Source organism: Vibrio methylphosphonaticus (genome assembly GCF_023634655.1).
Lineage (GTDB): Bacteria > Pseudomonadota > Gammaproteobacteria > Enterobacterales > Vibrionaceae > Vibrio > Vibrio methylphosphonaticus.
The window spans coordinates 27071-51016 of record NZ_JAMKMS010000025.1 but is presented as its reverse complement, the minus strand read 5'-3'; the positions used below and the strand labels follow the sequence as shown (position 1 = coordinate 51016).

The 23946-nt window shown below is 43.1% G+C and carries 17 protein-coding genes; 8 read left to right on the top strand and 9 right to left on the bottom strand.

Features of this window, described 5'->3' with window-relative positions; all coding sequences use genetic code 11:
- Positions 1-111 precede the first annotated feature (111 nt).
- Both yciH and M9196_RS21210 read right to left on the bottom strand, forming a co-directional pair.
- Positions 112-423: a stress response translation initiation inhibitor YciH gene (gene yciH, locus M9196_RS21215; protein WP_250619491.1), complete on the bottom strand. Its 312-nt coding sequence runs from the start codon at positions 421-423 to the stop codon at positions 112-114.
- A gap of 1 nt (position 424) precedes the next feature.
- A complete protein-coding gene (locus M9196_RS21210) occupies positions 425-793 on the bottom strand; it encodes a DUF3319 domain-containing protein (protein WP_250619490.1) in 369 nt (122 codons plus the stop codon).
- A 96-nt stretch (positions 794-889) separates the two neighbouring features.
- Between M9196_RS21210 and M9196_RS21205 the strand changes: the two genes are divergently transcribed.
- Positions 890-1834 (top strand): tyrosine-type recombinase/integrase, encoded by a 945-nt coding sequence (locus tag M9196_RS21205; RefSeq protein WP_250619489.1) that lies wholly within the window; start codon positions 890-892, stop codon positions 1832-1834.
- A 51-nt stretch (positions 1835-1885) separates the two neighbouring features.
- Here M9196_RS21205 and M9196_RS21200 read toward each other — a convergent pair whose 3' ends face one another.
- Positions 1886-2875, bottom strand: a complete 990-nt coding sequence (locus M9196_RS21200) for a D-alanine--D-alanine ligase (protein WP_250619488.1) — start codon at positions 2873-2875, stop codon at positions 1886-1888.
- Positions 2876-3101: 226 nt separating this feature from the next.
- Positions 3102-3713, bottom strand: a complete 612-nt coding sequence (locus M9196_RS21195) for an SPOR domain-containing protein (protein WP_250619487.1) — start codon at positions 3711-3713, stop codon at positions 3102-3104.
- Between the two features lie 322 nt (positions 3714-4035).
- Between M9196_RS21195 and M9196_RS21190 the strand changes: the two genes are divergently transcribed.
- Positions 4036-6795: a bifunctional acetate--CoA ligase family protein/GNAT family N-acetyltransferase gene (locus tag M9196_RS21190; protein WP_250619486.1), complete on the top strand. Its 2760-nt coding sequence runs from the start codon at positions 4036-4038 to the stop codon at positions 6793-6795.
- 207 nt (positions 6796-7002) lie between these two features.
- On the opposite strand, the gene M9196_RS21185 is transcribed toward M9196_RS21190, so the two are convergent.
- The 3 genes from M9196_RS21185 to M9196_RS21175 form a co-directional block, all read right to left on the bottom strand.
- A complete protein-coding gene (locus M9196_RS21185) occupies positions 7003-7890 on the bottom strand; it encodes a LysR family transcriptional regulator (RefSeq protein WP_250619485.1) in 888 nt (295 codons plus the stop codon).
- 101 nt (positions 7891-7991) lie between these two features.
- Positions 7992-10019 carry a TonB-dependent hemoglobin/transferrin/lactoferrin family receptor gene (locus M9196_RS21180; RefSeq protein ID WP_250619484.1) on the bottom strand — a complete coding sequence of 676 codons (2028 nt, stop codon included), beginning with the start codon at positions 10017-10019 and terminating at the stop codon, positions 7992-7994.
- Positions 10020-10473: 454 nt separating this feature from the next.
- Positions 10474-10851, bottom strand: a complete 378-nt coding sequence (locus M9196_RS21175; protein ID WP_250619483.1) for an NADH:ubiquinone oxidoreductase — start codon at positions 10849-10851, stop codon at positions 10474-10476.
- Between the two features lie 503 nt (positions 10852-11354).
- Between M9196_RS21175 and M9196_RS21170 the strand changes: the two genes are divergently transcribed.
- From M9196_RS21170 to M9196_RS21160, 3 genes are all read left to right on the top strand, one after another.
- Positions 11355-12587 carry an L-lactate MFS transporter gene (locus M9196_RS21170; protein ID WP_250619482.1) on the top strand — a complete coding sequence of 411 codons (1233 nt, stop codon included), beginning with the start codon at positions 11355-11357 and terminating at the stop codon, positions 12585-12587.
- Between the two features lie 178 nt (positions 12588-12765).
- The gene (locus M9196_RS21165; RefSeq protein WP_250619481.1) at positions 12766-15120 is read left to right on the top strand and encodes a fatty acid cis/trans isomerase; all 2355 of its coding nucleotides are present in this window, start codon (positions 12766-12768) and stop codon (positions 15118-15120) included.
- Positions 15121-15253: 133 nt separating this feature from the next.
- Complete coding sequence (locus M9196_RS21160; protein ID WP_250619496.1) at positions 15254-15442, top strand: hypothetical protein; 189 nt, start codon at positions 15254-15256, stop codon at positions 15440-15442.
- Between the two features lie 55 nt (positions 15443-15497).
- Here M9196_RS21160 and torS read toward each other — a convergent pair whose 3' ends face one another.
- Positions 15498-18422: a TMAO reductase system sensor histidine kinase/response regulator TorS gene (gene torS / locus M9196_RS21155; protein WP_250619480.1), complete on the bottom strand. Its 2925-nt coding sequence runs from the start codon at positions 18420-18422 to the stop codon at positions 15498-15500.
- Positions 18423-18513: 91 nt separating this feature from the next.
- Here torS and torT point away from each other — a divergent pair, with 91 nt between their 5' ends.
- Both torT and M9196_RS21145 read left to right on the top strand, forming a co-directional pair.
- The gene (gene torT, locus M9196_RS21150; RefSeq protein WP_406707705.1) at positions 18514-19506 is read left to right on the top strand and encodes a TMAO reductase system periplasmic protein TorT; all 993 of its coding nucleotides are present in this window, start codon (positions 18514-18516) and stop codon (positions 19504-19506) included.
- Between the two features lie 215 nt (positions 19507-19721).
- Entirely contained in the window at positions 19722-20177 is a 456-nt protein-coding gene (locus M9196_RS21145; protein ID WP_250619479.1) for a methylglyoxal synthase, read from the top strand.
- Positions 20178-20300: 123 nt separating this feature from the next.
- On the opposite strand, the gene M9196_RS21140 is transcribed toward M9196_RS21145, so the two are convergent.
- Positions 20301-21719 carry a basic amino acid/polyamine antiporter gene (locus M9196_RS21140; RefSeq protein ID WP_250619478.1) on the bottom strand — a complete coding sequence of 473 codons (1419 nt, stop codon included), beginning with the start codon at positions 21717-21719 and terminating at the stop codon, positions 20301-20303.
- Between the two features lie 318 nt (positions 21720-22037).
- On the opposite strand from M9196_RS21140, the gene M9196_RS21135 reads away from it, so the two are divergent.
- On the top strand, positions 22038-23882 hold the full coding sequence (locus M9196_RS21135; protein WP_250619477.1) for a polysaccharide lyase family 7 protein: 1845 nt from the start codon (positions 22038-22040) through the stop codon (positions 23880-23882).
- Positions 23883-23946 lie beyond the last annotated feature (64 nt).

The following is a 23946-nucleotide window of genomic DNA, read 5'->3' as shown; positions in this document are numbered from 1 at the left end:
ATAATAATCACTTTCTTAATTTGGATTAAGAAAGTGATTATTATGTTACACCTGCTTAGTACGAATGGCCGAGTAACACGAGCTTTGCTTCTGGTCTTACTCGGTCGCTTGTTATCCGCCGGATAACTTTACGGTATAGCCTTTCTTTTCAAGCGCTGCTTTGATTTTATCTCGAGCATCGCCCTGAATCTCAATTGTGCCGTCTTTAACAGAACCACCACAACCGCATACTTTTTTAAGCTCAGCCGCGAGTAGTTTTAATGGCGCATCATCTAAGTCCAAACCTGAAATGACAGAAACGCCTTTGCCTTTTCGTCCTTTGGTTTGCTTTTGAATACGAACAATACCGTCACCTTTTTCACGCTTAGGTGCTGGTTTGTCTTCTTTGATACGTCCTGTTTCCGTTGAATATACGAGTGTCATGTTATTTCTTCAGTTGCTCTGCTTTCTTTTTTGCGACCAAGTAAGCTTCGATATGCTTTTGAATCGCTAACTTACCACCTTTGATAAGTTTACCATTAAACATGCAGTACCACGCGTTATTTTCGCCAGTATCGTTTTTGATCATATAGCCATTAAACAATTCTTGTACGCCTGTACTCTCCGTTCTCTGAGCTGTCGTCGCCAATTGTGCTGGGTCGATAATTGAAGCGGTATCACACCACCAGTCGATACTTTTTTTAATCGCTGATAGGCTTCCTTTTAGTTCTCGGTTTTTTATCGTGACTTTCCAAACTTGGTTCTCAATCCCGATTGATTTAAGGGTGAACCCTCGATAACTTGCTAAAGCCATAAAGATGCATCTCTTATTTATTGTTGCTAAACTACTTTTAACGCATATATGTTATCAGTTATTATTGAGCAATCAATTAAGTTATAGTGCACTAAGATGAAAAAAGACATACCAGTGATCACAGAAAAACACCAAGTTAATAAATTTAAATCGATTTTAGTCGACTCTATAAGTCCCGCGCAATTTAATGAATTAACAAGTTGTTATTATTCAAAAAGTTCATTGCTTGCGCTTTCAAAAGACTGGCGCTTGTTTAATGAGTTTTGTCGTCTTAACGGCGTATCGAGTATTCCAGCATCAGTTACCGCAGTTAGGCGCTTTCTTGATAAAGAACGCCACTCAAGGAAATACTCAACGCTAAGGCGTTACGCGGTCACAATAGGCGTGGTACATACTGTTCTAGGGTTTAAAGACCCGACAAAAGGTCGCGAGATTGGTTTATGTCTCAATGAAATTCGAATAGCCGGCGCAGATAAAGTGAAAGAAACAAGTGCGTTTACCGACACGCATTTAACTGATTTGCACGCCCTACTTTCAGCATCTCCAGACCCAAAAGATTGTCGTGATCTTGCCATCTATTATGTCATGTTTGAATGTGCGTTAAAGAGAAAGGATTTACGACAGTTGACGCAAGAGCATCTAGAAACGTTAGACGACACGAGCTATTTAAACATTGATGGTACGCGTTATATATTAAGCGATACCGCAGCGGTAGTGTTGAACTCATGGCTAGACTGCAACCCCTACGCTCCACTTTTTGTCTCGATTGATCGCCATGGAAACATGAAAGATGGCGTTTTAGATGATTCTTCCATCTACAGGATATTGAGACGAGCCAGTGAACTTCTTAGTTTACCTGATTATCGACGTTTTTCTTCCCAGTCCGGTCGTGTTGGGGCCGTGAAGAAACTATGGAGTGAAGGCTATAAAGTTCGAGATATACAGGAGTTTGGACGCTGGGCAAGCCCCGCGATGCCACTTCAATATACGGGAAACCCTGAGAGGTCAGAAAAAGAGAAAGATAAATTTAAACCGTCATAACACCCAATTTTTTGTAGAGTGCCATGACGAGCATAGTCCTTGCAGTTTTGGTTATAACCGCTCAATACAGTCAATAACAAAATCTGCGAATTTAACCCCAGAGTGTTCTACCATTTTCGGGAACATCGAGATTGGAGTCATACCAGGGAATGTGTTCACTTCATTCAAATAGATTTCATTGTCTTCTGTTAAGAAAAAATCGATACGAGAAAGGTGTCGTAGCTTCATCTGTGTGAAGACTTTTTCCGAATACTGCTGAATCAGTGCTTGCTGCTCTTTAGTTAAATCTTTTGCTTCAACATCCGTGGTTGAATGACTTTTGCTGCTGTACTTCTCATCATATGAATAAAACGTCCCTTCCGGTGCGGTAACCTCTCCCGGTAAGGTAATGTGTAATTGCCCATTATATTCATATGCAGCCACTTCGAGTTCACGTGGTTTTACTGCTTTTTCAATCACAACTTGATCAGAAAAGCCAAATGCCGAATTAAGGGAATCAGAAAGCGCGCCTTTAGTAGTGACATTGTAACAGCCTACTGATGAGCCTTGTTTAGCAGCCTTAACAAAGACTTTGCCCCATTTATTGAATGCTTCATGAGCCTGCGCATGGGCGTTTTCATTATTTTCAGTCAAAAAGAGATACGGTGTGTTGGGAATGCCAAGTGTGTCATACCATAGCTTAGAGGTTATTTTGTTAAAACTATTGCAGCTGGCTTCAGGTCCACACCCAAAGTAAGGAATGTTTGCAATTTCCAACAACGATTGAATATCTCCCGTCTCACCTGGGAACCCGTGGATACACGGAACGACATAGTCGATATTGTGATGACGTTGCTCTCCAACTAGGGCTTTTTTATTGACATCTAAAGACACCAATTGACCATCCTGACATCGCCAACCGTCTGCGGTAATTTCAACACGTATAACATCAAAACGAGGATTGGTCTGTAACTGAGATTCAAGATAGTCTGCAGACACAAGTGAGACTTCGTGCTCACTTGAGGCGCCGCCACATAGTAGAAGAATATTCATGTTTGACATTGTACATCTGTCCTTAGGTCGTTGGACGTAAATCATAAACGATCGAGCCCTAATATTCAGTCCAAAATGTGTTAAATATCCCTAAAACCTTACTGTATGGATGTTTTACATACAAAAATGCACCCAGATCATGAGACGGTGACTCAATAGCTGGATGCATAATAATTGTCTTAGCTAACTGGCGGTCATTAGCCTCTACTCAGCTGCTCTAATTAAGCTTACTTTTCTAATTTAGTTTACTTAATGTTGGATAATCTGATTTTTTAATCTTATCAATACTTTTTACAAATGGTTTAAGCGATTGAAACTCTTTTGGTAATGTCGCAATTGCCGCTTGCGCTTTTTTACGAGTTGCATAGTCTCCGTACAAGACCGAGTACCATTTAGTACCATTTACAATTTTGTAGTTTTCCCAAACCGGTTGACCGTTTTTCGGCAACTTGCTCGAGAATAACGTGACCTTATCTTTTGTACCAACAGCCGCTACCTGAATCGTGAACCCGTACCGATAGTCTTGGTCGATTTGCTTTTTCGACGGTGGAACAATTTTAACGACACTCTTGTCTGCTGCGCTTACTTTAGCTGGCTGAGGTTGAGTTTTCGTAACAACGGGTTGAGGGTCTGTTTTTTGTGGCGTAGGGCTTTTTGCTACGTCCGTTTTCTTTACTTCTTCTGTCGCACTCGCGGCGGCCGCAACAACCACAGGCTCCGCAGCAGTGGTTTCTACCACTGGCGTGTAGTCTTCACGGTAGCTTTCAGATTTAACTTCAGACACGTAGTCACCTGAGGAACAAGCCGCCAGCAATGCGGTGATGCTGACGATAACAATTTTTTTCATAGCTTTACTGCCCAAATATCAAATTCTCTAAATCATGCCGACAGAAATTGTTTGATTCAATGATTCCGAATGTCAGCAGTCCAATGCTGTGACATGTTACACAATATTCGAGACACAGCAATATGTTATCTCTAAATTTAGACAATCAAATTCCGACACAACAAGGACTGCGCTACTATGTAGTAACTTAACCATTCATTACTTAGGGCTCTTGTCGGTAACCCGCCATTACAACCGTGAAACGAAACAAATCACGATGAGATAACTTGGTAATCACTTGTTCATTAAACACCTAGTCATCATCAGTATAAAAGGATGAACCATGTCATTAGATGTACTCTTTAAACCCGAATCTATCGCCGTTATCGGGGCATCAGCAAAGGCACAACGAGCCGGTGGCGTGGTGATCAAGAATCTGTTACTTGGTGGATTTCAAGGGACTATTCTACCCGTTCATCCAAGATACAAATCGGTAAACGGTATTCTTTGTTATCGCTCCGTTAGCGAGCTACCATTTGCACCCGATCTGGCCATTCTTTGTACGCGCGGCTCTCGAAATGTCGAGCTTTTTAATGAGCTCTCGGTCATCGGCGTTAAAGTGGTTATTGTAATGGCTTCCGATATGACGCTCGACGCCGAGCGTCCTGTCATTGAAAATGATCCGCCTCCTCACCCCTTAAATACGACGCTGGTAGACGAAGTCAGCCAATTACAAACTCTGAAAAGCTTAGAGCAGCAATGTATTGATATTGCTAAAAACGCCGGAATGCGCGTCTTAGGTTCAAATAGTCTTGGTATACTGCTGCCTTGGCAAAATTTTAATGCGTCGTTTTCACCGGTTAACTGTAAGCCTGGTAAATTGGCGTTTATTTCTCAATCTTCTGCCGTTTGCACCACCATTTTGGATTGGGCGAACGATAAAAATATCGGGTTTTCAGCATTCATCTCTTTGGGTAATGGCGCTGACATTGATTTTGATGATCTACTCGATTACCTAGCACGTGATAGCAAGACCGAATCTATTCTGCTTTACGTCGATTCTATTCGTGACGCACGGCGCTTCATGTCGGCAGCACGGGCTACGTCTCGTAACCGTCGTATATTAGTGCTTAAAGCCGGTCGCTCACGAACAACCAACAAGGGTGAATTAAACGATCCCACAGCATCACTCGACATTGTCTACGACTCAGCAATACAACGTGCTGGTATGCTGCGAGTCAATAACACCCATGAATTGTTCGCTGCAGTGGAAACATTAACGCATTCCGTCCCATTACGTGGCGAACGTCTTGCCATCATCACTAATGGTATGGGGCCAGCCTTGATGGCATTGGATACACTTTCCGATCGCGGCGGTAAACTTGCTGAATTATCCAAAACAACGATACACAACTTATCTCAAGTGTTACCAGCCACGTGGTCTCAATCCAATCCAATTGATCTCGTTGGTGACGCTACAGCGCAGCGCTACATCCAAGCGATAAATTGCGTGCTCGATAGCGACGATATAGATGCAATACTTATTATGCACAGCCCGTCTGCGGTATCTGACTCCGAAGGTACTGCTCAACAAGTGATTGACACAGTTCGTGCACATCCTAAGTCTAAGCGGTTCAATATTTTGACTAATTGGTCTGGAGAAGCAACGGCAAAACAAGCTCGCTTACTGTTTACTGAAAATGGCATACCCACTTACCGAACGCCGGAAAGTGCTGTTACCGCCTTCATGCACCTGGTGGATTATCGTCGTAACCAATGGCAACTTATGGAAACGCCAACTACCACAGATTCATATTCGTCAGAACAACTAAGCCGAGCCCATGACTGGCTTGCTAGTCATACTTCTCAACAGCAATCTCCTGAGCATATCACCTTATTAGAGTCTCATTTATGTGAGCAACTATTTGATTTATTTAAACTCCCCGTTCTGAAAACCTGGCTTGCTCATGACCCATCAGAAGCGATTCACCTTGCTGAACAGATTGGTTACCCTGTAGCGTTAAAGCTTCGCTCACCCGATATTCCACATAAATCAGATATCCACGGCGTGATGTTGAATTTGCGTGATCTCAATGAAGTGTCTAGTGCGGCCCAATCGATTTTAGATCGAACGACACTGTCTTATCCCAACGCGAAGATTGAAGGCTTAACGGTTCAGAAAATGGCGAAGGTGACCGGTGGACAAGAAATACGAATAAAAGCGGTGACCGATCCAACGTTCGGACCTGCGCTGTTTATTGGGCAAGGTGGTTCGGATTGGAACATAAGTAAAGAAGCAGTGACCGCCCTGCCACCGCTAAATACTGCACTGGCACGTTACCTGATTGTAGGGGCGATTAATAACGGCACGTTACGATTTCATAAGTCCCCCAACCCGATCAATTTAGCAAAGCTAGCCGAGTTTATTGTTAAGGTTTCACAGATAATTGTCGCCTGCCCTGAAATTTATGAACTGGATATCCATCCACTTCTATTGAATGGTGACGACATTACTATTCTCGATGCTTCCATTACGGTCAAACCTTTTAGCGGCGACCCACAAGCTCGCTTGGCCATTCGTCCTTATCCAACAGAAATGGAAGAAACGATTACGCTTAAAGATCAATCTCAAATACTACTACGACCAATCAAACCAGAAGATGAACCCCTACACGCGGATTTCATCAATAATGTCACAAAAGAAGACTTATATAAGCGCTTCTTCTCCGACGTTGGCGAGTTCAATCACGAAGCTCTAGCGAACTTAACACAAATTGACTATGACCGAGAGATGGCTTTCGTCGCCGTAGATGCAAGTCAATCAGAGCAAAGAATCATCGGTGTTTCTCGCGTACTGGTTAACCCAGACAATTCAGATGCTGAATTTGCGATATTGATTCGTTCGGATCTAAAAGGTGTCGGATTAGGACGTGTCTTAATGCAAAAGATTATTGATTATTGTGTAGCAAAGCAGACACTTAAGATATCCGGAATGACCATGCCAACCAACCGAGGCATGTTAACCTTGGCACAAAAATTAGGATTTGAACTGGATGTTCAATTTGAAGACGGCGTTGCCGATATGGTGCTGAAACTACGCTAACATGCGCTGGCTTCAAGCCGCTAATAATCATCGGAGCTTTGGTTACTCTAAACAAAGCTCCCGTATCGAAACAGATATATCAAAGACTATTTCGGCTGTAGTACAAGCCTAGTCATAGTGACAGCGTAACAAGCGAGCCAGCACTGCCCCGTAAGAAAACGATTAATAACACCATTTACGCTATTGATTTAACGCTATTTAAGGTTATTACTTTAAATTCCAATTCTTCGTCAAATGCTTGATACACCAAGATTTCGCTTCGCCGATATTGTTTCTTTTCCAAGCTAACACGATATCAATTTCCGCCTGTTTGGTACCGTCAATTTTGGAGAGTTTACCCGCTTTGATTAAGGGTTCGGCAATTTGAGTTGGTAATGTACCAATACCCAGCCCATTCACTAACGCCTCGATCTTTGCCTCTAAATTTGACACCGTAAGTCGAGGCTGTTTTTCCAAAATATTCACGCTTAACGCAGGTTGCTCTCTCGCCGTGTCGGCAATAGCAATCACGCGATATTTCTCTCTGGCTTGACTATCAAAGATACCACTTCTTTTATGAACATAATGGTCGGATGCCGCTACCCAGGTCATACTCATTGACCCTAAAACCTGCGTTTTTACTCCTTGAGGTGTCACTTCGGGTTGAGGACAAACAAGGAGATCACTTCGGTCTTCGTTTAGAGACTCCCAGCACCCTGCTAGCACTTCTTCGTCTAACTTAACTCGTGTTTTACTCACCGTTCCCAGCTTGTCAACAAGCTCGAAAAAGTTAGCAACTGGAATAATGCTGTCATAAGCAATTGTCAAATCAAGCTCCCACCCGTTCGCGAGTAAGCGAGCTTCGTGCACCATGGTTTCAGTTGCCTGCAAGATAACCCTACCACGCTCTAAAATCAAACGTCCAGCATCCGTTAACGCCGCTTTATGACCAGAGCGATCAAAGATCATAATATCGAGCTCTTGTTCGAGCTTTTGAATTTGGTAACTTAACGAGGAAGTCGCCCTATCTAGCTCGACAGCCGCAGCAGCAAACGAGCCTCTTCGATCAATTGCATCCAATATATTAAGTGCTTCTAATGTAATTGAGTGTTGCACTAACCCTTTCCCCGTAACATTGCAGATAACCCCTTAATACTAAACGTGAACCATAAAAAAAGCGACTTCCTATTGGAAGCCGCTTCGTGAGTTATATTAGATTAAAAGGTGTATTGTGCGTTTAGACGCACTGAGCGACCAGGCTGATACACTTGTGTCCATGCAGTCCGGTAGTTTTCATCAAACGCGTTAATCAGAGAAAGGTCAACTTTGAGGCCTTCTAACTCACTTGTTGGCTCCCAAGACGCATAAAAATCAACTAACTGATAAGAGTCATGAGGACCTTCAGTGTAGCCAGTTGGTACACGACCTTGCCCGCTAACAAACGTGGCTCGAGTTCCGATCTTGGTATCGATATTCCAAAATCCATACTGAGCGCTCGCCACCCATTTATCAGCGGGAATGTTGGTGATCCATTCATCGGTATCCGTATCCTTACCGCGGGTTTGACCATAGGAAAGACCAAGTGATAGTTGCTGCCAGCGATAATCTGCAGCTAGTTCGTAGCCGGTTAACTCAGCATTACTAATATTATTTGAACGACTCGTACCTGCGCAACCGACTGGTTTAACTATACTGCAACCACTAACAGGGGTTGAGTCTACATCTAAATTGATAAAATCTTTAACTTGGTTATTAAACGCACTTGTTGTAAGGGATAACTCGTCATCCGCGATAACATTGTTAAAATCAAACTGCCCTTTTAGCTCTACGTTGTGTGACTTTTCTGGTTTTAACTCAGGATTGGGAACAAATACATTACTTGGCCCACCAGGGTAATAAGAAAAGTGAGTGCCGCTCATGTAGAGTTCAGAGGTATCTGGCGCTCGAAACGCTTCGTCGTAACGTAATGACCACGCCATCCACTGCTGCGCTTGCCAGAGCAAACCAACCGATGGTGACCAAGCGGATTGATTATTGTCGTCAAAGCCTTGTGCTTTTGACGAGAAAGAATCGTATCTAACCCCTACGTCTGCCGTTAACGTTTCTAACAAATCATAGTTTATGTAACCAAAAGCACCCACAACAAACGTTTGGGCATCTTTAGGTAGTTCTGGACGTCCAGAGACAGACGCAGCTCGACTTGCATCCAACTCATCCAAATAACCGTCTACCCCTGTAAATAGCTTAAGTTTCCCAGCATCGGACTGGTTGGTAATGTTAAAGCCCGTTGTGTTGAGTTGTGAAATGTCTTCACCAACAACGGATGGGTCAACTTCAGTAATTTTAGTATCATTACGATACAAGGATGCCTCGACATTGACCCAAACACTATTCGGATTAAAATTGTAATTAATGCCATAAGATTGATCCGCGGTTTGACGGCTAATAAGTAAGCTAGGATCATTGAGTTGCCCGCTAGAATCGCCAACTACCGGAGGTCGTCCATCAAGATCAGCATAACGTAAATTAAAGCCAATTTTGTGCGCATTATTTATCTGCCAATTGAACTTAGCTAACCCCGTCTTATTTGTCGCTTCCGTACCATACAGTGTTGAACCGTCACCTTGTTTCATGTAACCACTGTCTTTGTAGCTACCTGCGATAATCCAATCTATATCATCATTTTTATTCGCTAAGGCTGCTGTATTAGTCCAAACATCACCATTGTCTTGATAACCGACTTTAACTCGCCCGCCTAAACCGTTTTCTTCAAGAATGTCGTCAGCAGTAAGTGTATTTTGCACCACCACTCCACCAATCGCACCCGAGCCGTATAATGAACTAATCGGACCTTTGACAACTTCAATACTGCCCAGTAAGGAAGGGTCTAAAAAATAGGTTGGGCGGTGCCCATATTGCATGTTTTGGCGGTTACCATCGATAACTTTTAATACTTTATTACCACTCAAACCACGAATATTAACCGATTGATTACCAGGAATATTGGCACCATCTATAGACACATTTGGCTCATACTTAATTGCTTCCGCTACAGAGTTTGGCTGAATTTCATCCAACTTCTCCATATCGACCTTTACAACAGAGCGAGTTTTATCTTGATTGGTTTTGTCAGCTCGTGATGCAGAGACAACCACTTCGTTCAAGGTGGTCACATCTTCGGCTTGAGCATTTGAAGTGAGCGCAAGTACCACTGAGCTCGCTAAAATCGACAGTTTTAGTTTCATAGTTCCTTCTTATTTCTGTTCTAACAATCAACGCAAGCGCATTATTACAAACATAAATGATAATTACTATCATTATTACTCTCAATTAATATTTAGATCGACTTTTCTCTTTTAAGATGTCTTTCTGATATTCATCAAATAGTTACATATCGAGGTTCGTCGTATCGTGAAAACGTAAGGCTAAACGCTATGACATGACGCTGTCATGGGAAGAGATTATCTAGTGATACTGATAGTTTGAAGAATGGAAATAGGCTGGTGGTAGTTTCGATTCAATAGGTAGTTTTAATGCGTTATTCAATTCGGTAACCGACAGATTACACTTAATAGTATCAGTGGTTGTTCTGTAGACGTGAAACAGCTGAGATCAAAAAGAAGGGCCTAAGCCCTTCTTTGTAAATACTATCTATTTTTCTGCTGAGGCGATTCTCACACAGTCTATCGCTTCGTCAGATTACGAAGCTAGCTGCTTTGACTTCATGATATCTGGGATTGGCATTCTACTATCTTTAAAGCTAAACCAAAGATAAGTTACCGCTATCAGGTAGAACAAATAAGACAACGAGAACACAAATGGAGATGAAATTAAGTCATAAGATACACTGACACCAACGCCAACTACCGTCACTGTCAATTTCGCCATTGTCCCTAATAGCAACAAACCCATTGCAAATTGCGGATACTTAGTGCTCGCAAATGCAATAAGGTAACAAGCCCCTACCGCTAGCGCCGCAATAGAAAACCCGAGCATATATGAATGGATATGATCAGCTGCCACATAACCCGCGCCAACCGAAAAGCCAAGTAACATACCGATTTTTGCAATGAACATAAATCACCTCGAAAAGTAGTAATAATAGGAATGAAATGTCCATTTTCATTTTTGAAAACTCATTTTGTCTATATTGTCATACGTCTTAAAACCAAATACAAGCTCAATATTTAACCATCAAATTTATTAAAATGCCTTTGCTTAGAGCAATTACAAGTCAGTAACATTGAAAACCACCACTTTCCTTTTGTTACAGCATGTTACGTAATTAACTTAATTACCCGCCGTCTATTTTAACAAAGCATTCACATAAAAATAAATCTATTTACTTTAAGAATTTGTGATCTGACCATACACACTAATAAGTTAGATTAAATTCAAACAATATTGTTACATTGTATTTACAAGGTGGTTTTTATTTCAATTAATTCAAAGAAATCGATTCCAATCACATTTTAATTGGTTATAATCCGCGCTCCTTTGCGTCGTCTGTTGATAAACGCAAACTAAATTTGAAAATTTGTCTAACCCCCGAACGTTGTTCGAAATACCAGAGAACAAAAATGAGCAAGATTGATAAAGCTATGCGCATCCTTATTGCAGGATTCTGTATCAACCTTTGTCTTGGCATCCTGTATGCTTGGAGTGTATTTAACAAAGCCTTAGTAAGTGAATGGGGTTGGAGTGCTGCTGACGCATCTTCTCCTTACGCAATTGCGACCATCACTTTTTCGCTTTGCCTACTGGTAGCAGGCGTACTTCAAGATCGCATGGGCCCTCGTAACATCCTTATTTTAGGTGCTACGCTAACAGGCCTTGGTATGATTGCTTCAAGCTTTGCCGAGTCTGTGCTTGTTCTTAACATTACTTTCGGCGTTATTACTGGCGCTGGTATTGGTTTTGGTTATGCATGTTTATCACCGTCTGCGATGAAGTGGTTCCACCCTTCTAAAAAAGGCATGGTAAATGGTTTAATCGCAGCGGGTTTCGGCTTAGCCGCGGTGTATCTTGCACCTCTTACTTCAGCCCTTATCACGCAAATGGGTATTAGCTCTAGCTTCATGATCCTAGGTATTGGTATTTTGCTCATCGCGGTTCCACTGGCGGCGACAATTAATAACCCACCAGCAGGATACCAACCACCAGAACCTAAAGTGAAAGCTGGACAAGCTCCAATCAAAGTAAAGCAAGCCGTCGATATTTCGTGGAAAGCTATGCTTAAAACTCCACAGTTTTATGCGCTTTGGGTGATGTACGCTTTAGCCTCTGCGACTGGTCTAATGATTATCGGTAACATCACTAACATTGCTAGCGTTCAAGCGAATCTGCCAAACGCTGTATACCTCGCGTCTATCCTAGCTGTTTTTAACTCTGGCGGCCGCATTGGCGCTGGTATATTGTCTGATAAGATTGGCGGAATTCGCACACTGATGCTCGCGTTTATTCTGCAAGGCATAAACATGATTTTGTTTGCGACCTTTGATAGTGAATTTACATTGATCATCGGTACTGCACTTGCTGCGCTAGGTTACGGCACATTGCTTGCGGTATTCCCGTCTCTTACTGCTGAATTCTATGGCCTGAAGAACTACGGCACTAACTACGGTGTGCTTTATACATCTTGGGGTATCGGCGGTGCCATCGGTGTAGCAGTGGTTGGATATTCAATGACCCACGGCGGCGGCTATAACCTTGCTTACACTATCTCAGCAGCAATGATGGGTGTATGTATTCTTCTATCTTTCTTCACTAAACCAATTTCTGAAGAGAAAGCAGCAGAACTTAAAGCCGCTTAATACGGCAAGATAAGCGAACGCGCATTGCACTTCGTTTCACATTAAGCCTGACATCATGTCAGGCTTTTTTTTGTTCTGAATAACAAATCACTAGATCTTTGACCGAATATAAACAAAAATTAGCACTATATTAACAAGGAGATATACGCGTTTTGACACGCTGCATTGAGAGCATATTATGAAAATTAAGCAACTTGTCGTCTATTTATGTATCGTCGTTTTCGCTGGTTGTGCGACGTACGCTGGGCTCAATTATGATGAATTGTTTGGTAAGCCTGAAGTTAGAGAAAGAACCGTCTCGGTTGAATCAACTCATGCTGACTTCTTCATTAATGAAGTCAAACCCATAATTGATAACCGATGTGTAGTATGTCATGCCTGCTACGATGCGCCTTGCCAACTTAAAATGTCATCGGTTGAAGGGATAGATCGAGGGGCAAGTAAAGCGCTTGTTTATCAAGGGGAACGTCTCACTGCTTCACAACCCACCCGTCTCTTTGAAGACGCACAAAGCACGCAAGAATGGCGAGACTTAGGTTTCTTTCCCGTTCTTAATGAACGCGACCAAACATTATCTGCCAATCTAGATGCTGGGCTTATTTCTCGTATGATCACGCAGAAAGCGCGTCACCCACTACCGGAAACAGCGCAACTCGAAGATTTTGATTTTTCAGTTAATCGTCAGCAGGTGTGTCCGACGATTGAAGAGTACGATGCCTATGAGCAAGAGAACCCTTTATGGGGGATGCCTTTTGGTATGCCAAACATAGACAATGATGAGTATGCAACATTAGTGGCGTGGCTTGGTAACGGCGCCTTAATGAATGCCCCACTCCCATTGTCTAAAGATGAACAAGCAATGGTTGATAAGTATGAAGAGCTTCTGAATACATCATCCCTAAAAAACCAACTCACCGCCCGTTACATTTATGAGCACCTTTTTTTAGCAAACCTATACTTTTCTGAAATAGAAGGTAAACCCCGTTTTTTCAAAATTGTTCGCTCGAGTACGCCACCAGGTCAACCGGTAAAACGTATCGTGACGCGCAGGCCTTATGATAATCCTGACCTAGTGCGCGTGTACTATCGGCTAATACCAAATCAAGGTACCATTGTTGATAAGACACACATGCCATTTAAGCTAAACGATGCCAAGCTTGATTTGTGGTATAAATGGTTTATCGAGCCTAATTACACGGTTGATACCCTACCAAGCTATGAGATTCACGTCGCCGCAAACCCAATGACAGCATTTGAGGCATTACCGGTTAAGGCACGCTTTAATTTCATGCTAGACAACGCGCAAAATACCATAATGGCTTACATAAAAGGGCCGGTTTGTCGTGGTCAGCTGGCACTTAATGTTATCAATGACCGTTTCTGGGTCTTTTTCATCGACCCTGATACATCAGATATCCCTGAAATCGTCGATTTTTACAAAGAGCAAGCCGACAACTTAAAGCTCCCAAGCGAACTAGAAAGTAACACCGTACCTATCACCAACTGGGTTAAATATTCCAACCAGCAAGCACGCTATTTAGAAGGCAAATCAAACTTCATGAATCAGTGGTTTACAGGTGGGAAACACCTAACCACAGATTTGCTTTGGAAAGGTAACGACGATAACCCTAACGCCGCACTTACAGTGTTTCGCCATTTCGACAGTGCGTCGGTTGTCCAAGGGCTAGTTGGCCACCCTCCAAAGACCGCATGGGTTCTCGATTATGCGCTCCTAGAGCGTATTCACTACTTATTGGTTGCAGGGTTTGATGTGTATGGAAATTTTGGCCATCAACTTATCACTCGTATGTTCATGGACTTTTTGCGTATGGAAGGTGAAAGTAACTTTTTAGCCCTACTACCAAATACCATACGACACAAAGAGTTCAGCAGTTGGTACCAAGATCAAAGCCCACAGTTTAGTACCTTTTTGCAACGCAATATCGCTCCGTTCAGTCAACCGAGCCAAGTGCTTTATCTCACACAAGATTACAAAGCTGAGTTGTACAACAAGATAAAAACAGAATTGGCGCCGGTTCTTAATGACCGATACAAAATCGTTAATACTGGTTTATCCATTGAAAACGAAGCGTTATTGAGAACCGTCGATGACATTAAAGGTGAAGGTCTTAAGTCTGTACCGCAGATTACCATGCTGATGATTGAAACAAACAAAGGGGATAATCAGTTATTTACGCTTCTTCATAACAATGCTCACATCAATATTTCTAGCCTGTTTTCAGAAGAAAATAACCGTGATTATGCCAATGACAACTTCACCCTTGTTCGGGGCGTTATTGGTAGCTACCCAGCCGCGTATTTTTCAATGAAGGAAAAACAAATAGAAAAATTTGTCGCTCAGCTGAGATCTATTGAAGATGAAGATGACTACATAAAACTACTCGATAATTATGCGGTTAGACGCAGCTCTCCCGATTTCTGGCGATTTAGCGACCAAGTGCATGAGTTCTATCAACGTACACAGCCTGTCGAATTTGGACTCTTGGACTATAATCGATTTGAGAACAGGTAAGCCGGTTTAGCCATAAATAAATCGACTTTAATTGAAATAATAGGTTAACCAATGAATGACTAACAACCTAATACGTTGGCAGCTTAATGGGTTAACCTTATAGGTGCTCTATTGAACACTTCGGAGGTGTATGATGAGCATTAAAGATAGTATTGAGGCGATCGAACAACAGATTTACGTGGCGTGCTCCGATGGTGATTATGATGCAGTCAACATGCTTGAGCATCAACTTGATCATCTACGGGAGCTCTCTAACCAAGAGCCTGAAGACCCACAATCTAGAGAGCCGTCAAACATTCAATTTCAAGATAAATCAAAATAGTGCGTAAAATAAGGGCTCACAATGAGCCCTTATAATTATTTAAACAAGTAAGCCGTCATGATGCTGGCGTCTGCCTCGCCAATACACTATTCAGCACAGCGACCGACTGAGCTCTCACACTCATTATCTGCTCCACTAATCCAATATAATCACCGATCGGGTCTTGTGATTTTTCAATCGATAAACACTGTTCCAATAGCGTTGTTAGGCCAAGTGCGCCTGCCGACCCTTTTAGCTTATGCGCTAAATCTTTAACGGCTTTTGCCTCTCCTTTTTGCGCGGCAGACTCGAGTGCTTCGAGGGTAACTTCACTGGATGTGGTAAATGCATCGACGATTTTAGTCATTCGCTCAACGCCCAGTACTTTTATATCTTGCTCTAATATTTGTTCATCAATCATCGTTGTATTTTTCAGCCCCATATCCAACGCCATATCTACCTCAAGGCGTGATATAGGAGCAGTCCTCAACTCTCGCCCGTGTATCTTAGATTGAATCAGCGATTTCAACGCCTCTCTGTCGATCGGCTTAGGAAGATACCCATCGAATCCAGCGGTTATATACCCTTCTACTTCTTCGGTAAAGACATGAGCAGAAACCGCGATCATTGGAATTTCTTCATCACCGTACAAGCATTGCCCTTTAAGACGCTTCATTAATGTCACTCCATCAGTATCTGGCAAGTTAATGTCCAACAGTGCAATATCAAAATCATTGTCTGCGAACAGCACTTCCGCATCGGCACCGTTCTCAGCGCAGCGAACGTGGTGCCCCATATTCACTAAGAAGCCTTCGGCAACCATGAGGTTAACTGGGTTATCTTCCACTAATAGTACTTTGGCACTTACCGCATCGGCTCGACCAATGGGTTCATAGACTTCTTGCTTATCAAACTCACTGGTTTCTAGCGGTACAATAAACCAAAATCGACTGCCTTCTCCTAGGTAAGAATCGACATAGATTTGACCATTCATCGCGTTGACTAGTTTTTGGCTAATGGCCAAACCTAAACCCGTGCCCCCAGAAGCACTTTTACCGTTACTTGCTTGGGTAAAGGCATCAAACAAGGTGAGTTGGTCATTAGGGCTAATCCCCATGCCAGTATCAGAGACTTCAAATACAACACACGTCTCATCGTCTGGGTCACGGGAAACATGGATAGAGACTTCGCCTTCGTCGGTGAACTTGATAGCATTCCCGACTAGGTTATTAAGTACTTGACTCAAGCGTGTTACATCACCGTCGTATACGCTTTGAACATCAACGTCGATACTAAACTTAAACTCCAGTTGCTTTTCTAGCGCTTTACCATGCATTAACTGATAACAATCGCGTACCATACGAGTCACGTCGAAAGGATTATTACGAATAGTCAAATGCCCTGCTTCAATTTTAGAGTAATCCAACACATCATTTAAAATCGCAAGCAAATTTTGTCCACTGCGATTAATCACACCAAGGTAATGCTGCTGTCTCTCATCTAAAGGCGTTTCTTCCATTAATGCGGCAGTACCTAGCACGCCATTCATGGGAGTTCGAATTTCGTGGCTCATAGTGGCAAGAAATGCGGTTTTCGCTCGGCTTGCTTGCTCCGCGTCGTTCCTGGCTTGAGCGTGATTTTTTACTTCTCTGTTCAAGCTCGCGTTACTGTTTTGTAACTCGATCGTCCTGTCTGCTATTGTCTGCTCTAAGTGTGCTTTGTGCTCTTGAAGTGCCTTACGAGCGCTAGCCTCCGACTCTGCCACCGTTTTTAATGATTGGGCGGTATCTCTTGCGGTAATGATAGCCTGCCCCATGTGAGCGAGTTCGTCGTTACCTTTCACAGATAAATCAACGTTAAGTTGCCCTTTTGCAATTAAAAGCAATGCAGAGGAATATTCAGCTAGTCGTTTGACCACCGATAAATAGACAACTCGCCAAACGATAACAACCACAATGACAAAACTCAAAATCGACAGCAGAGTCAGCGTCCATTGGGCGTAACTTAATGTCGATGATAGCTGTTCAACGGCTTTTGACGTAGCGGCATTAGACTGATCCACCAGCTTAGCCACCGTCCTGTTTAACGCGGTCAGTTGGTCAAGGGTTTCTTGGTTCAATGCCTGCGAGTGCTTTCCTTCAAAGTTGGTTTGTTTCATTAACGCGAACACGTCTGCGCCTTGGTCAAGCTGGGCCAAAAGCTGAATCATTTGCTTTGATCTTGTTGGATCCTCAACACCCTGCACACGTCTTTTCATAATGGTGATGTTCTGCTGGTAAGAAGATTGCAACTCTTCAATTCGCTCTAAAACGGTAACTGTACGTGATTCTTCTATATGATTGAGCGTTCGAAATGCTAACAAATGAAGTTCATGTAAACGTTCTGACAGATCGAGGTCTATCTCAACCAGACTGTCCAACGCGTCTAACGCCTCCTCTTGCTTGTTTTTTTCAAGCAGCCCATAGATATGAGTGACATTTGCTACCGCGATAGTGCTGGTATTGAGAACTTGAGTACGAGTGAGCTCTTCTAATTCTTGAGCAAGTACACGCAGCTGCCCAACTTTTTCTAGGATTGATTGATTCAATTCAATGCGACGTTCAACCGATATCCCCAATTCTATCAGCGAGTCTAAGATCGCCTGTACATCTTGCTCCAATTGACCGAGTAACTCGGCATCAAATGAATCCGATCCTAGCGTTTTAATGTGACTGAGTAACGCCTCGAGTTGACCAAATAGTTTCTTACCTGCGAGCTGGTGTGCTTCCTTCGTTTTCGCGTTAGACAAGGTTTGAACTGAGGAAATAATGCGAGTGCTGAGTTCGGAAACTTCGCGAGCTTCTAGCATCGATGGCATAGCGGCCTCAACGACTTTCCTTTCTGTCTTTGCGACGAGAGAAAAGCCAGACACGCCAATAACGGTCGAGAACAGCACTAAAAGTGCCATCACCGCGAATGAGAAAAATAACTTACGTCCGATACTAGCTTTAGCGAGTAACATGCATGACTCCTGAGAATCCACTTCTTTACACTCTGATAGTACGCTATATTTTGCATGGTTCGATCTTCAGTTTCTACTAAACGATGAGTCCATGTTCAAAAAAATAAAATATTTGCCAATTGTTAGCGTCATTGTACTCATGTTCTGTACGACAGCAGTTCGTGCTGGTGAAAAACTATGCGCCATCTACCCTCATTTAAAGGATTCTTACTGGCTATCAGTAAATTATGGCATGGTGGAAGAAGCACGGACACTAAATGTCGAGCTAAAAGTTTTTGAATCCGGTGGCTATCCAAACATAGAAAAACAACGTCAACAACTCCAAGCTTGTAATCATTGGGGAGCGGATGCGATTATTCTAGGGACCGTATCGCCCACCGCATTTCAGCATGATCTAGGCGTTTATACTGGAGAGACTCCGGTCTTCGCCACCGTCAATCACCTCATCGTCGATGCTAACCAAACACAGCACGTTAAAGGGGTCGTTGGTGTGGACTGGTATTGGATGGGCTATAAAACCGGACAATTTCTCGCCAACAAGCACCCTAAAGATAGTGGTGTTGTGGAATTAGCACTGCTGCCCGGCCCACAGTCTAGCGGAGGGACTAAGCCGGTTATTTTGGGCTTTCTTGAAGCCATCAAAGATTCAGATATCAACGTCACCGATACACTCTGGGCAGATAACGACAAAGAGTTACAACGTAACCTGGTGCAACAAGTGATTGAAACACGAACAGAGCTTCGTTATGTCGTCGGTAGCGCGGTTGCTATTGAAGCCGCTATTAGTGAGCTAAGGACAGCAGGCCTTAGTGAGCGTATCGACTTGCTTTCCATCTATCTCAGTCACGGTGTATATCGTGGGTTATTACGGGACAAAGTAAAATTCTCCCCCACAGACAAAATGGTAGAGCAAGGTCGAGTGTCTATTCAACAAGCTGTGTCGTATTTACGACATGAACCCTACGGTCATGATCTTGCTCCAAGCATTGACACGCTAACGCCAGATAACTTAAGTGTAGACGCTATCGAAGAATCACTGTCACCCACGGGTTTTCGACCTATTTTTAATGTTCATTCACACTAATTGTCACACTTGTTATTAAACGTAATTGATTGATAACGTAAGGACGATTACCATCGAATACAACAATATGGACGTGGAATTCTGACAGATAGCGTTAATCAAACGTAATGGATGCCGCTAGCAACTAGCAACTAGCAACTAGCTTAGTATTACTAATTTATGGCAATGACGAAAACTTTCCCATTGATAGAATTTCAATTACTCAGGATAAATGAATGCAAAAGAAAATACGTACTATGCCTGCCCATAAGCATATCGCACTTGTAGCCCATGACCACTACAAGCCAGAACTACTTCGTTGGGTACTTGAAAATAAAGAGAAGTTACAAGGTCACTTCCTTTATGCCACCGGTACGACCGGCAACATGTTAAGTAAAGACACCGGGTTAGCAATTAAAAGCATGATTAGTGGCCCAATGGGCGGTGATCAACAAATTGGGGCGCTAATTTCCGAAGGTAAGCTCGATATGCTTATTTTCTTTTGGGATCCACTTAATGCCGTTCCGCATGACCCAGATGTTAAAGCCTTACTTAGAATTGCCAGCGTTTGGAACATCCCTGTCGCGACTAATCGCGCAACCGCAAATTTCTTATTTGAATCAGACCTACTTGGCAAAGAAGTTGATATTGAAATCCCTGATTATGACGCGTACCTCGCAGAGCGCATATAAGGGTTAGCCACTTGTTGTTAATAAGGCGCCATTGGGCGCCTTATTTTTTTCTAAGTTGAATCTCTATTGCACGATTAACAAAGCCGTAGAGTTTACACCGCAAATGTTCGTCAACAGCGGGGTTTAGGCATGGAGATAACCTGTCGCCATGAGATAGATAGACACTATTGCCATCAATATTAGTAATGCTTCTAGAACTTTGTCTTTGCGTGTGTATACACTCTCGCCGAGTTTGATTCGCTCTGAATGCGTGTAACGAAAAAACGGAATACCGATAGCGTACAATATGGTTGCCATTAACAAAAACTCTACACCTGCTGCGGTAATTAGCCAGAGACAATAGGCTGCGGATGATGCTGCAATCAAAGCGAAGCGCTTTGATTTAGTTGCCGTCGACTTGTTGTCAACAATCGCAATCTTAAGGAGATATAAACTACTCAACAAGTAACAAGGCAATACCATTACCGATGCAATATTAATCGCCGCCAAATATACATTTTCAAACAGTACTACCATTAGTACCAATACCTGCATAAAACTGGTCGACATGTTTAACGAACTCGATGGCGCGCCATTGTCGTTAGTTTTGGCGAGAAATCGAGGAAACTCCCCGACTCGTCCGGCTTCAAATGGCACTTCTGCGACCAACATTGTCCAGGCAACTAACGCACCAAACACCGACACTAACACACAGATGTTCACCAAAAGGCGTCCCCAAGGTCCTACAGCATGCGCGAGTAATGAAGCCGCTGAAGGGTTAGATAATTGTGCGAGTTCTTCTTGAGGGAGGATTCCGTAAGCTAAAACCGAAATTAACGTATACATGGTAATTGCGACTAAAAATCCTATGAGTGTGGCTTTACCAACATCAGATTTTTTCCTCGCCTTGCCGGATAAGACGACCGCACCTTCGATCCCAACAAAACACCATAGCGTCACCATCATGGTGCTTTGAACTTGTGAGAAAACAGTGCCAAGATTATTTTGCTCACCCCAGACATCGACGACCATGCGCTGTGGTTCAAATGTGGCGAGGAGAATACAAATAATCAAAGTCAGACCAAGTAGTTTTCCCACGGTCGAAATAACATTAATAAATGAGGAGGCTTGGACGCCACGCAACGCAATGAAGTTCATTGTCCATAGTAAGCCTGAGCATAAAATGACGGTTTCAATACCGTGCTCTAGTAGTACAGGGAAAAACAATCCTAGAGAGTCATTGATCATCACGGAAAGTGCAACATTCCCCATGCAGCTCATGATCCAATAGCCCCACGCGGAATGGAACCCAACATATTCGCCGAAACCCGCCTTTGCATAGGAAAAAATGCCTGAATTCAAGTTGGGTTTAAGCTCTGACAATAACTTGAACGTGTGTACAAGCAATAGCATTCCCGCGCCGGTTATCACCCAGGCAAGGATGACTGCACCGAGTGACGCCCGTTCAGCCATATTCTGTGGAATGCTAAAAATGCCACTTCCAATCATAGAGCCAAATACGAGTGCAATTAGACCGATTAAGCCCACAGAGTTTTTATTCATTATCTATTCTCAATAAAAAAGCAGAAGCTCCAACGAGAAGCTCCTGCTCTATGTCTTTTTTGGATAATTATATGGATATCCACCCCAATCTCAATACGTAACACCTATACAATTGAGCTTAATCAATTTTAAACACTACTTGCCGACAAGCTTACAGATGGTTTAACTGCAATATTGACGAAGCAATGACATTTCAAGCTATAGCGCCGTGTCTATGCAAAGAAACGGCATGTAACTCACACTTTTATCATTAAATCATTCTAAATATTTGTAATACAAATAGTATAAGTGGCCAGAACTAATAAATATGATTGTATGATGAATAAAACAAAATTCTTAGGTTGTTTACTTCTTACCCCAGCTCTTTTGGCTGGTTGCGGCGGGGGATCGGATACCTCAGCCACGCCTGCAACGCCAGATCCCGTGGACCCATCAAATCCGACAGATCCAATTGACCCAGTAGTAAAACCCATTGCACCGTCAATGTACGCTAAGTACGATGCCGTACTTTCCAACTCAAAGTTGCAAAGGTCGGACCCCACCCTGGGAGATAGCAACAAATCTGATGTTGCAAGCAGCACTGAGCTCATGGCGGGATACCACGACGACTATTTCTATGCCGATGAGAATAGTAAAGACATGATTTTCAGAATGAGTGGTGATAGCAACCGTTCGGAGCTGCGAGTCAATGAGAACTTTGATACAACTGAGTCTGGTGTCTCTCGAACGTTAAGCACCAGCTTCCAACCGATCGATCTAAAAGCCACACTGGAACAGAGTGTCGATGGCGATGAAGTGACATTTCTGCAAGTTCACAATAAAGGGACGAGTGAAGACGGCACGGGTTACATCCCCCACCCTTTATTAAGGATCACTTATGAACTAGAACGCAACGGTGAGCTAGGCCATTACTGGGCGGTGGTAAAACTGAACGCGCTCAATTGTGGCAGTGGCAGCGAACATGTCGGTTCTGACGGCTGCAATAACGCCTATCAACGTGTCGATCTTGGCGAGGCGAATCTTGATGAAATGACCGACATGGATATTAGTATTCAAGAAGGACGTCTTGTGGTTGACGTTAATGGCGTTCAAAAATTGGATCACAACATAAGTTACTGGGCAAACCTACTTAGTTACTTTAAAGCTGGTGTGTATAACCAATACGATGATGGTGACGGCATCAATACTTGGTCTGAAGTCAGATTTTCTAAGCTGGATGTTGAGCAAGACAGTTTTGAACACGGCATAAATTGGGATGTTGACCAATGGAAAATCACCATTCCTGTCAGCAAAACCGAATGGGACTCTAGCGAGAGCAGCAGCTCTGCTGCAGAATTTAAGCCCTACCATTGCTACAGTTCGCCAGAGTCAGAAGAGTTCATCTTTAACAATGACTCCGACATCGTATATAACTATGATTCAGGCGAAATCTCGTTCTTCAACGTCATCGATAACCGCGTTCACTTCGCCACTGACATGGGCTACGGCACATCGACGTCTAACAGCAGCTATATTCGTTCTGAATTCAGAGAGCTCTTTAACGCTCAAACCCTGAATACCTGTAGTACAAGTACTGATGCGACGAGTTGGAAAATCAATGATTCAGCCACTAATACAGATGTTCATACATTAACCTCTACACTCAGAATTGATGATTTTCCACAAATCTCAGGGCAAGATCCTAAAGTTGTCGTGGGCCAAGTGCATGGTTGGGAAATCAGTCAGGCACTGGTCAAGTTGTTGTGGGAGGGTGAATCGAAACCCACTCGTGTCATACTTAACCAAGACTTCTTTACCGACAATAAAAAGTGTTCAGGTAACGAAAGCGGATGTGACTCTTGGCCATTCAGTGTTGAAATGGGCACGTACGCTGCCAATGAAGAATGGCAGTATCAAATTACGGTCGACGATACTGGCATCACTCTAATGACCCAGAAAGACAATGGAGAAGGACGCGTTGAGCGTTTTCTTGGCTGGGGCGTAGCATACTCAGATACGAAAGATGGCGATACGATCACGATGAGCACCGACTGGGCAGAACCAGACATTGCGTATTACTTTAAAGCAGGGCTTTATCCACAATTTAAACCAGATAGTGATAATGCCGGTCAGCGCTTCGAAGCGAGTTTTTCTCAGATCGAAATCCAGCATGACGCCAACTAGTAGACCACAGTTACAATTCAGATAACAAGAAAAAGGCACTGCATAACGGCAGTGCCTTTGTTTG

Excerpts from the sequence above, each read along its gene's own strand:
- M9196_RS21175 (WP_250619483.1), bottom strand. The coding sequence starts at position 10,851 with ATGTTCATTGCAAAAATCGGTATGTTACTTGGCTTTTCGGTTGGCGCG.
- M9196_RS21180 (WP_250619484.1), bottom strand. The coding sequence starts at position 10,019 with ATGAAACTAAAACTGTCGATTTTAGCGAGCTCAGTGGTACTTGCGCTC.
- torT (WP_406707705.1), top strand. The coding sequence starts at position 18,514 with ATGTTCAAAAAAATAAAATATTTGCCAATTGTTAGCGTCATTGTACTC.
- M9196_RS21205 (WP_250619489.1), top strand. The coding sequence starts at position 890 with ATGAAAAAAGACATACCAGTGATCACAGAAAAACACCAAGTTAATAAA.
- torS (WP_250619480.1), bottom strand. The coding sequence starts at position 18,422 with ATGTTACTCGCTAAAGCTAGTATCGGACGTAAGTTATTTTTCTCATTC.
- M9196_RS21135 (WP_250619477.1), top strand. The coding sequence starts at position 22,038 with ATGAATAAAACAAAATTCTTAGGTTGTTTACTTCTTACCCCAGCTCTT.
- M9196_RS21210 (WP_250619490.1), bottom strand. The coding sequence starts at position 793 with ATGGCTTTAGCAAGTTATCGAGGGTTCACCCTTAAATCAATCGGGATT.
- M9196_RS21170 (WP_250619482.1), top strand. The coding sequence starts at position 11,355 with ATGAGCAAGATTGATAAAGCTATGCGCATCCTTATTGCAGGATTCTGT.
- M9196_RS21200 (WP_250619488.1), bottom strand. The coding sequence starts at position 2,875 with ATGTCAAACATGAATATTCTTCTACTATGTGGCGGCGCCTCAAGTGAG.
- M9196_RS21190 (WP_250619486.1), top strand. The coding sequence starts at position 4,036 with ATGTCATTAGATGTACTCTTTAAACCCGAATCTATCGCCGTTATCGGG.
- yciH (WP_250619491.1), bottom strand. The coding sequence starts at position 423 with ATGACACTCGTATATTCAACGGAAACAGGACGTATCAAAGAAGACAAA.
- M9196_RS21140 (WP_250619478.1), bottom strand. The coding sequence starts at position 21,719 with ATGAATAAAAACTCTGTGGGCTTAATCGGTCTAATTGCACTCGTATTT.
- M9196_RS21165 (WP_250619481.1), top strand. The coding sequence starts at position 12,766 with ATGAAAATTAAGCAACTTGTCGTCTATTTATGTATCGTCGTTTTCGCT.
- M9196_RS21195 (WP_250619487.1), bottom strand. The coding sequence starts at position 3,713 with ATGAAAAAAATTGTTATCGTCAGCATCACCGCATTGCTGGCGGCTTGT.
- M9196_RS21145 (WP_250619479.1), top strand. The coding sequence starts at position 19,722 with ATGCAAAAGAAAATACGTACTATGCCTGCCCATAAGCATATCGCACTT.
- M9196_RS21160 (WP_250619496.1), top strand. The coding sequence starts at position 15,254 with ATGAGCATTAAAGATAGTATTGAGGCGATCGAACAACAGATTTACGTG.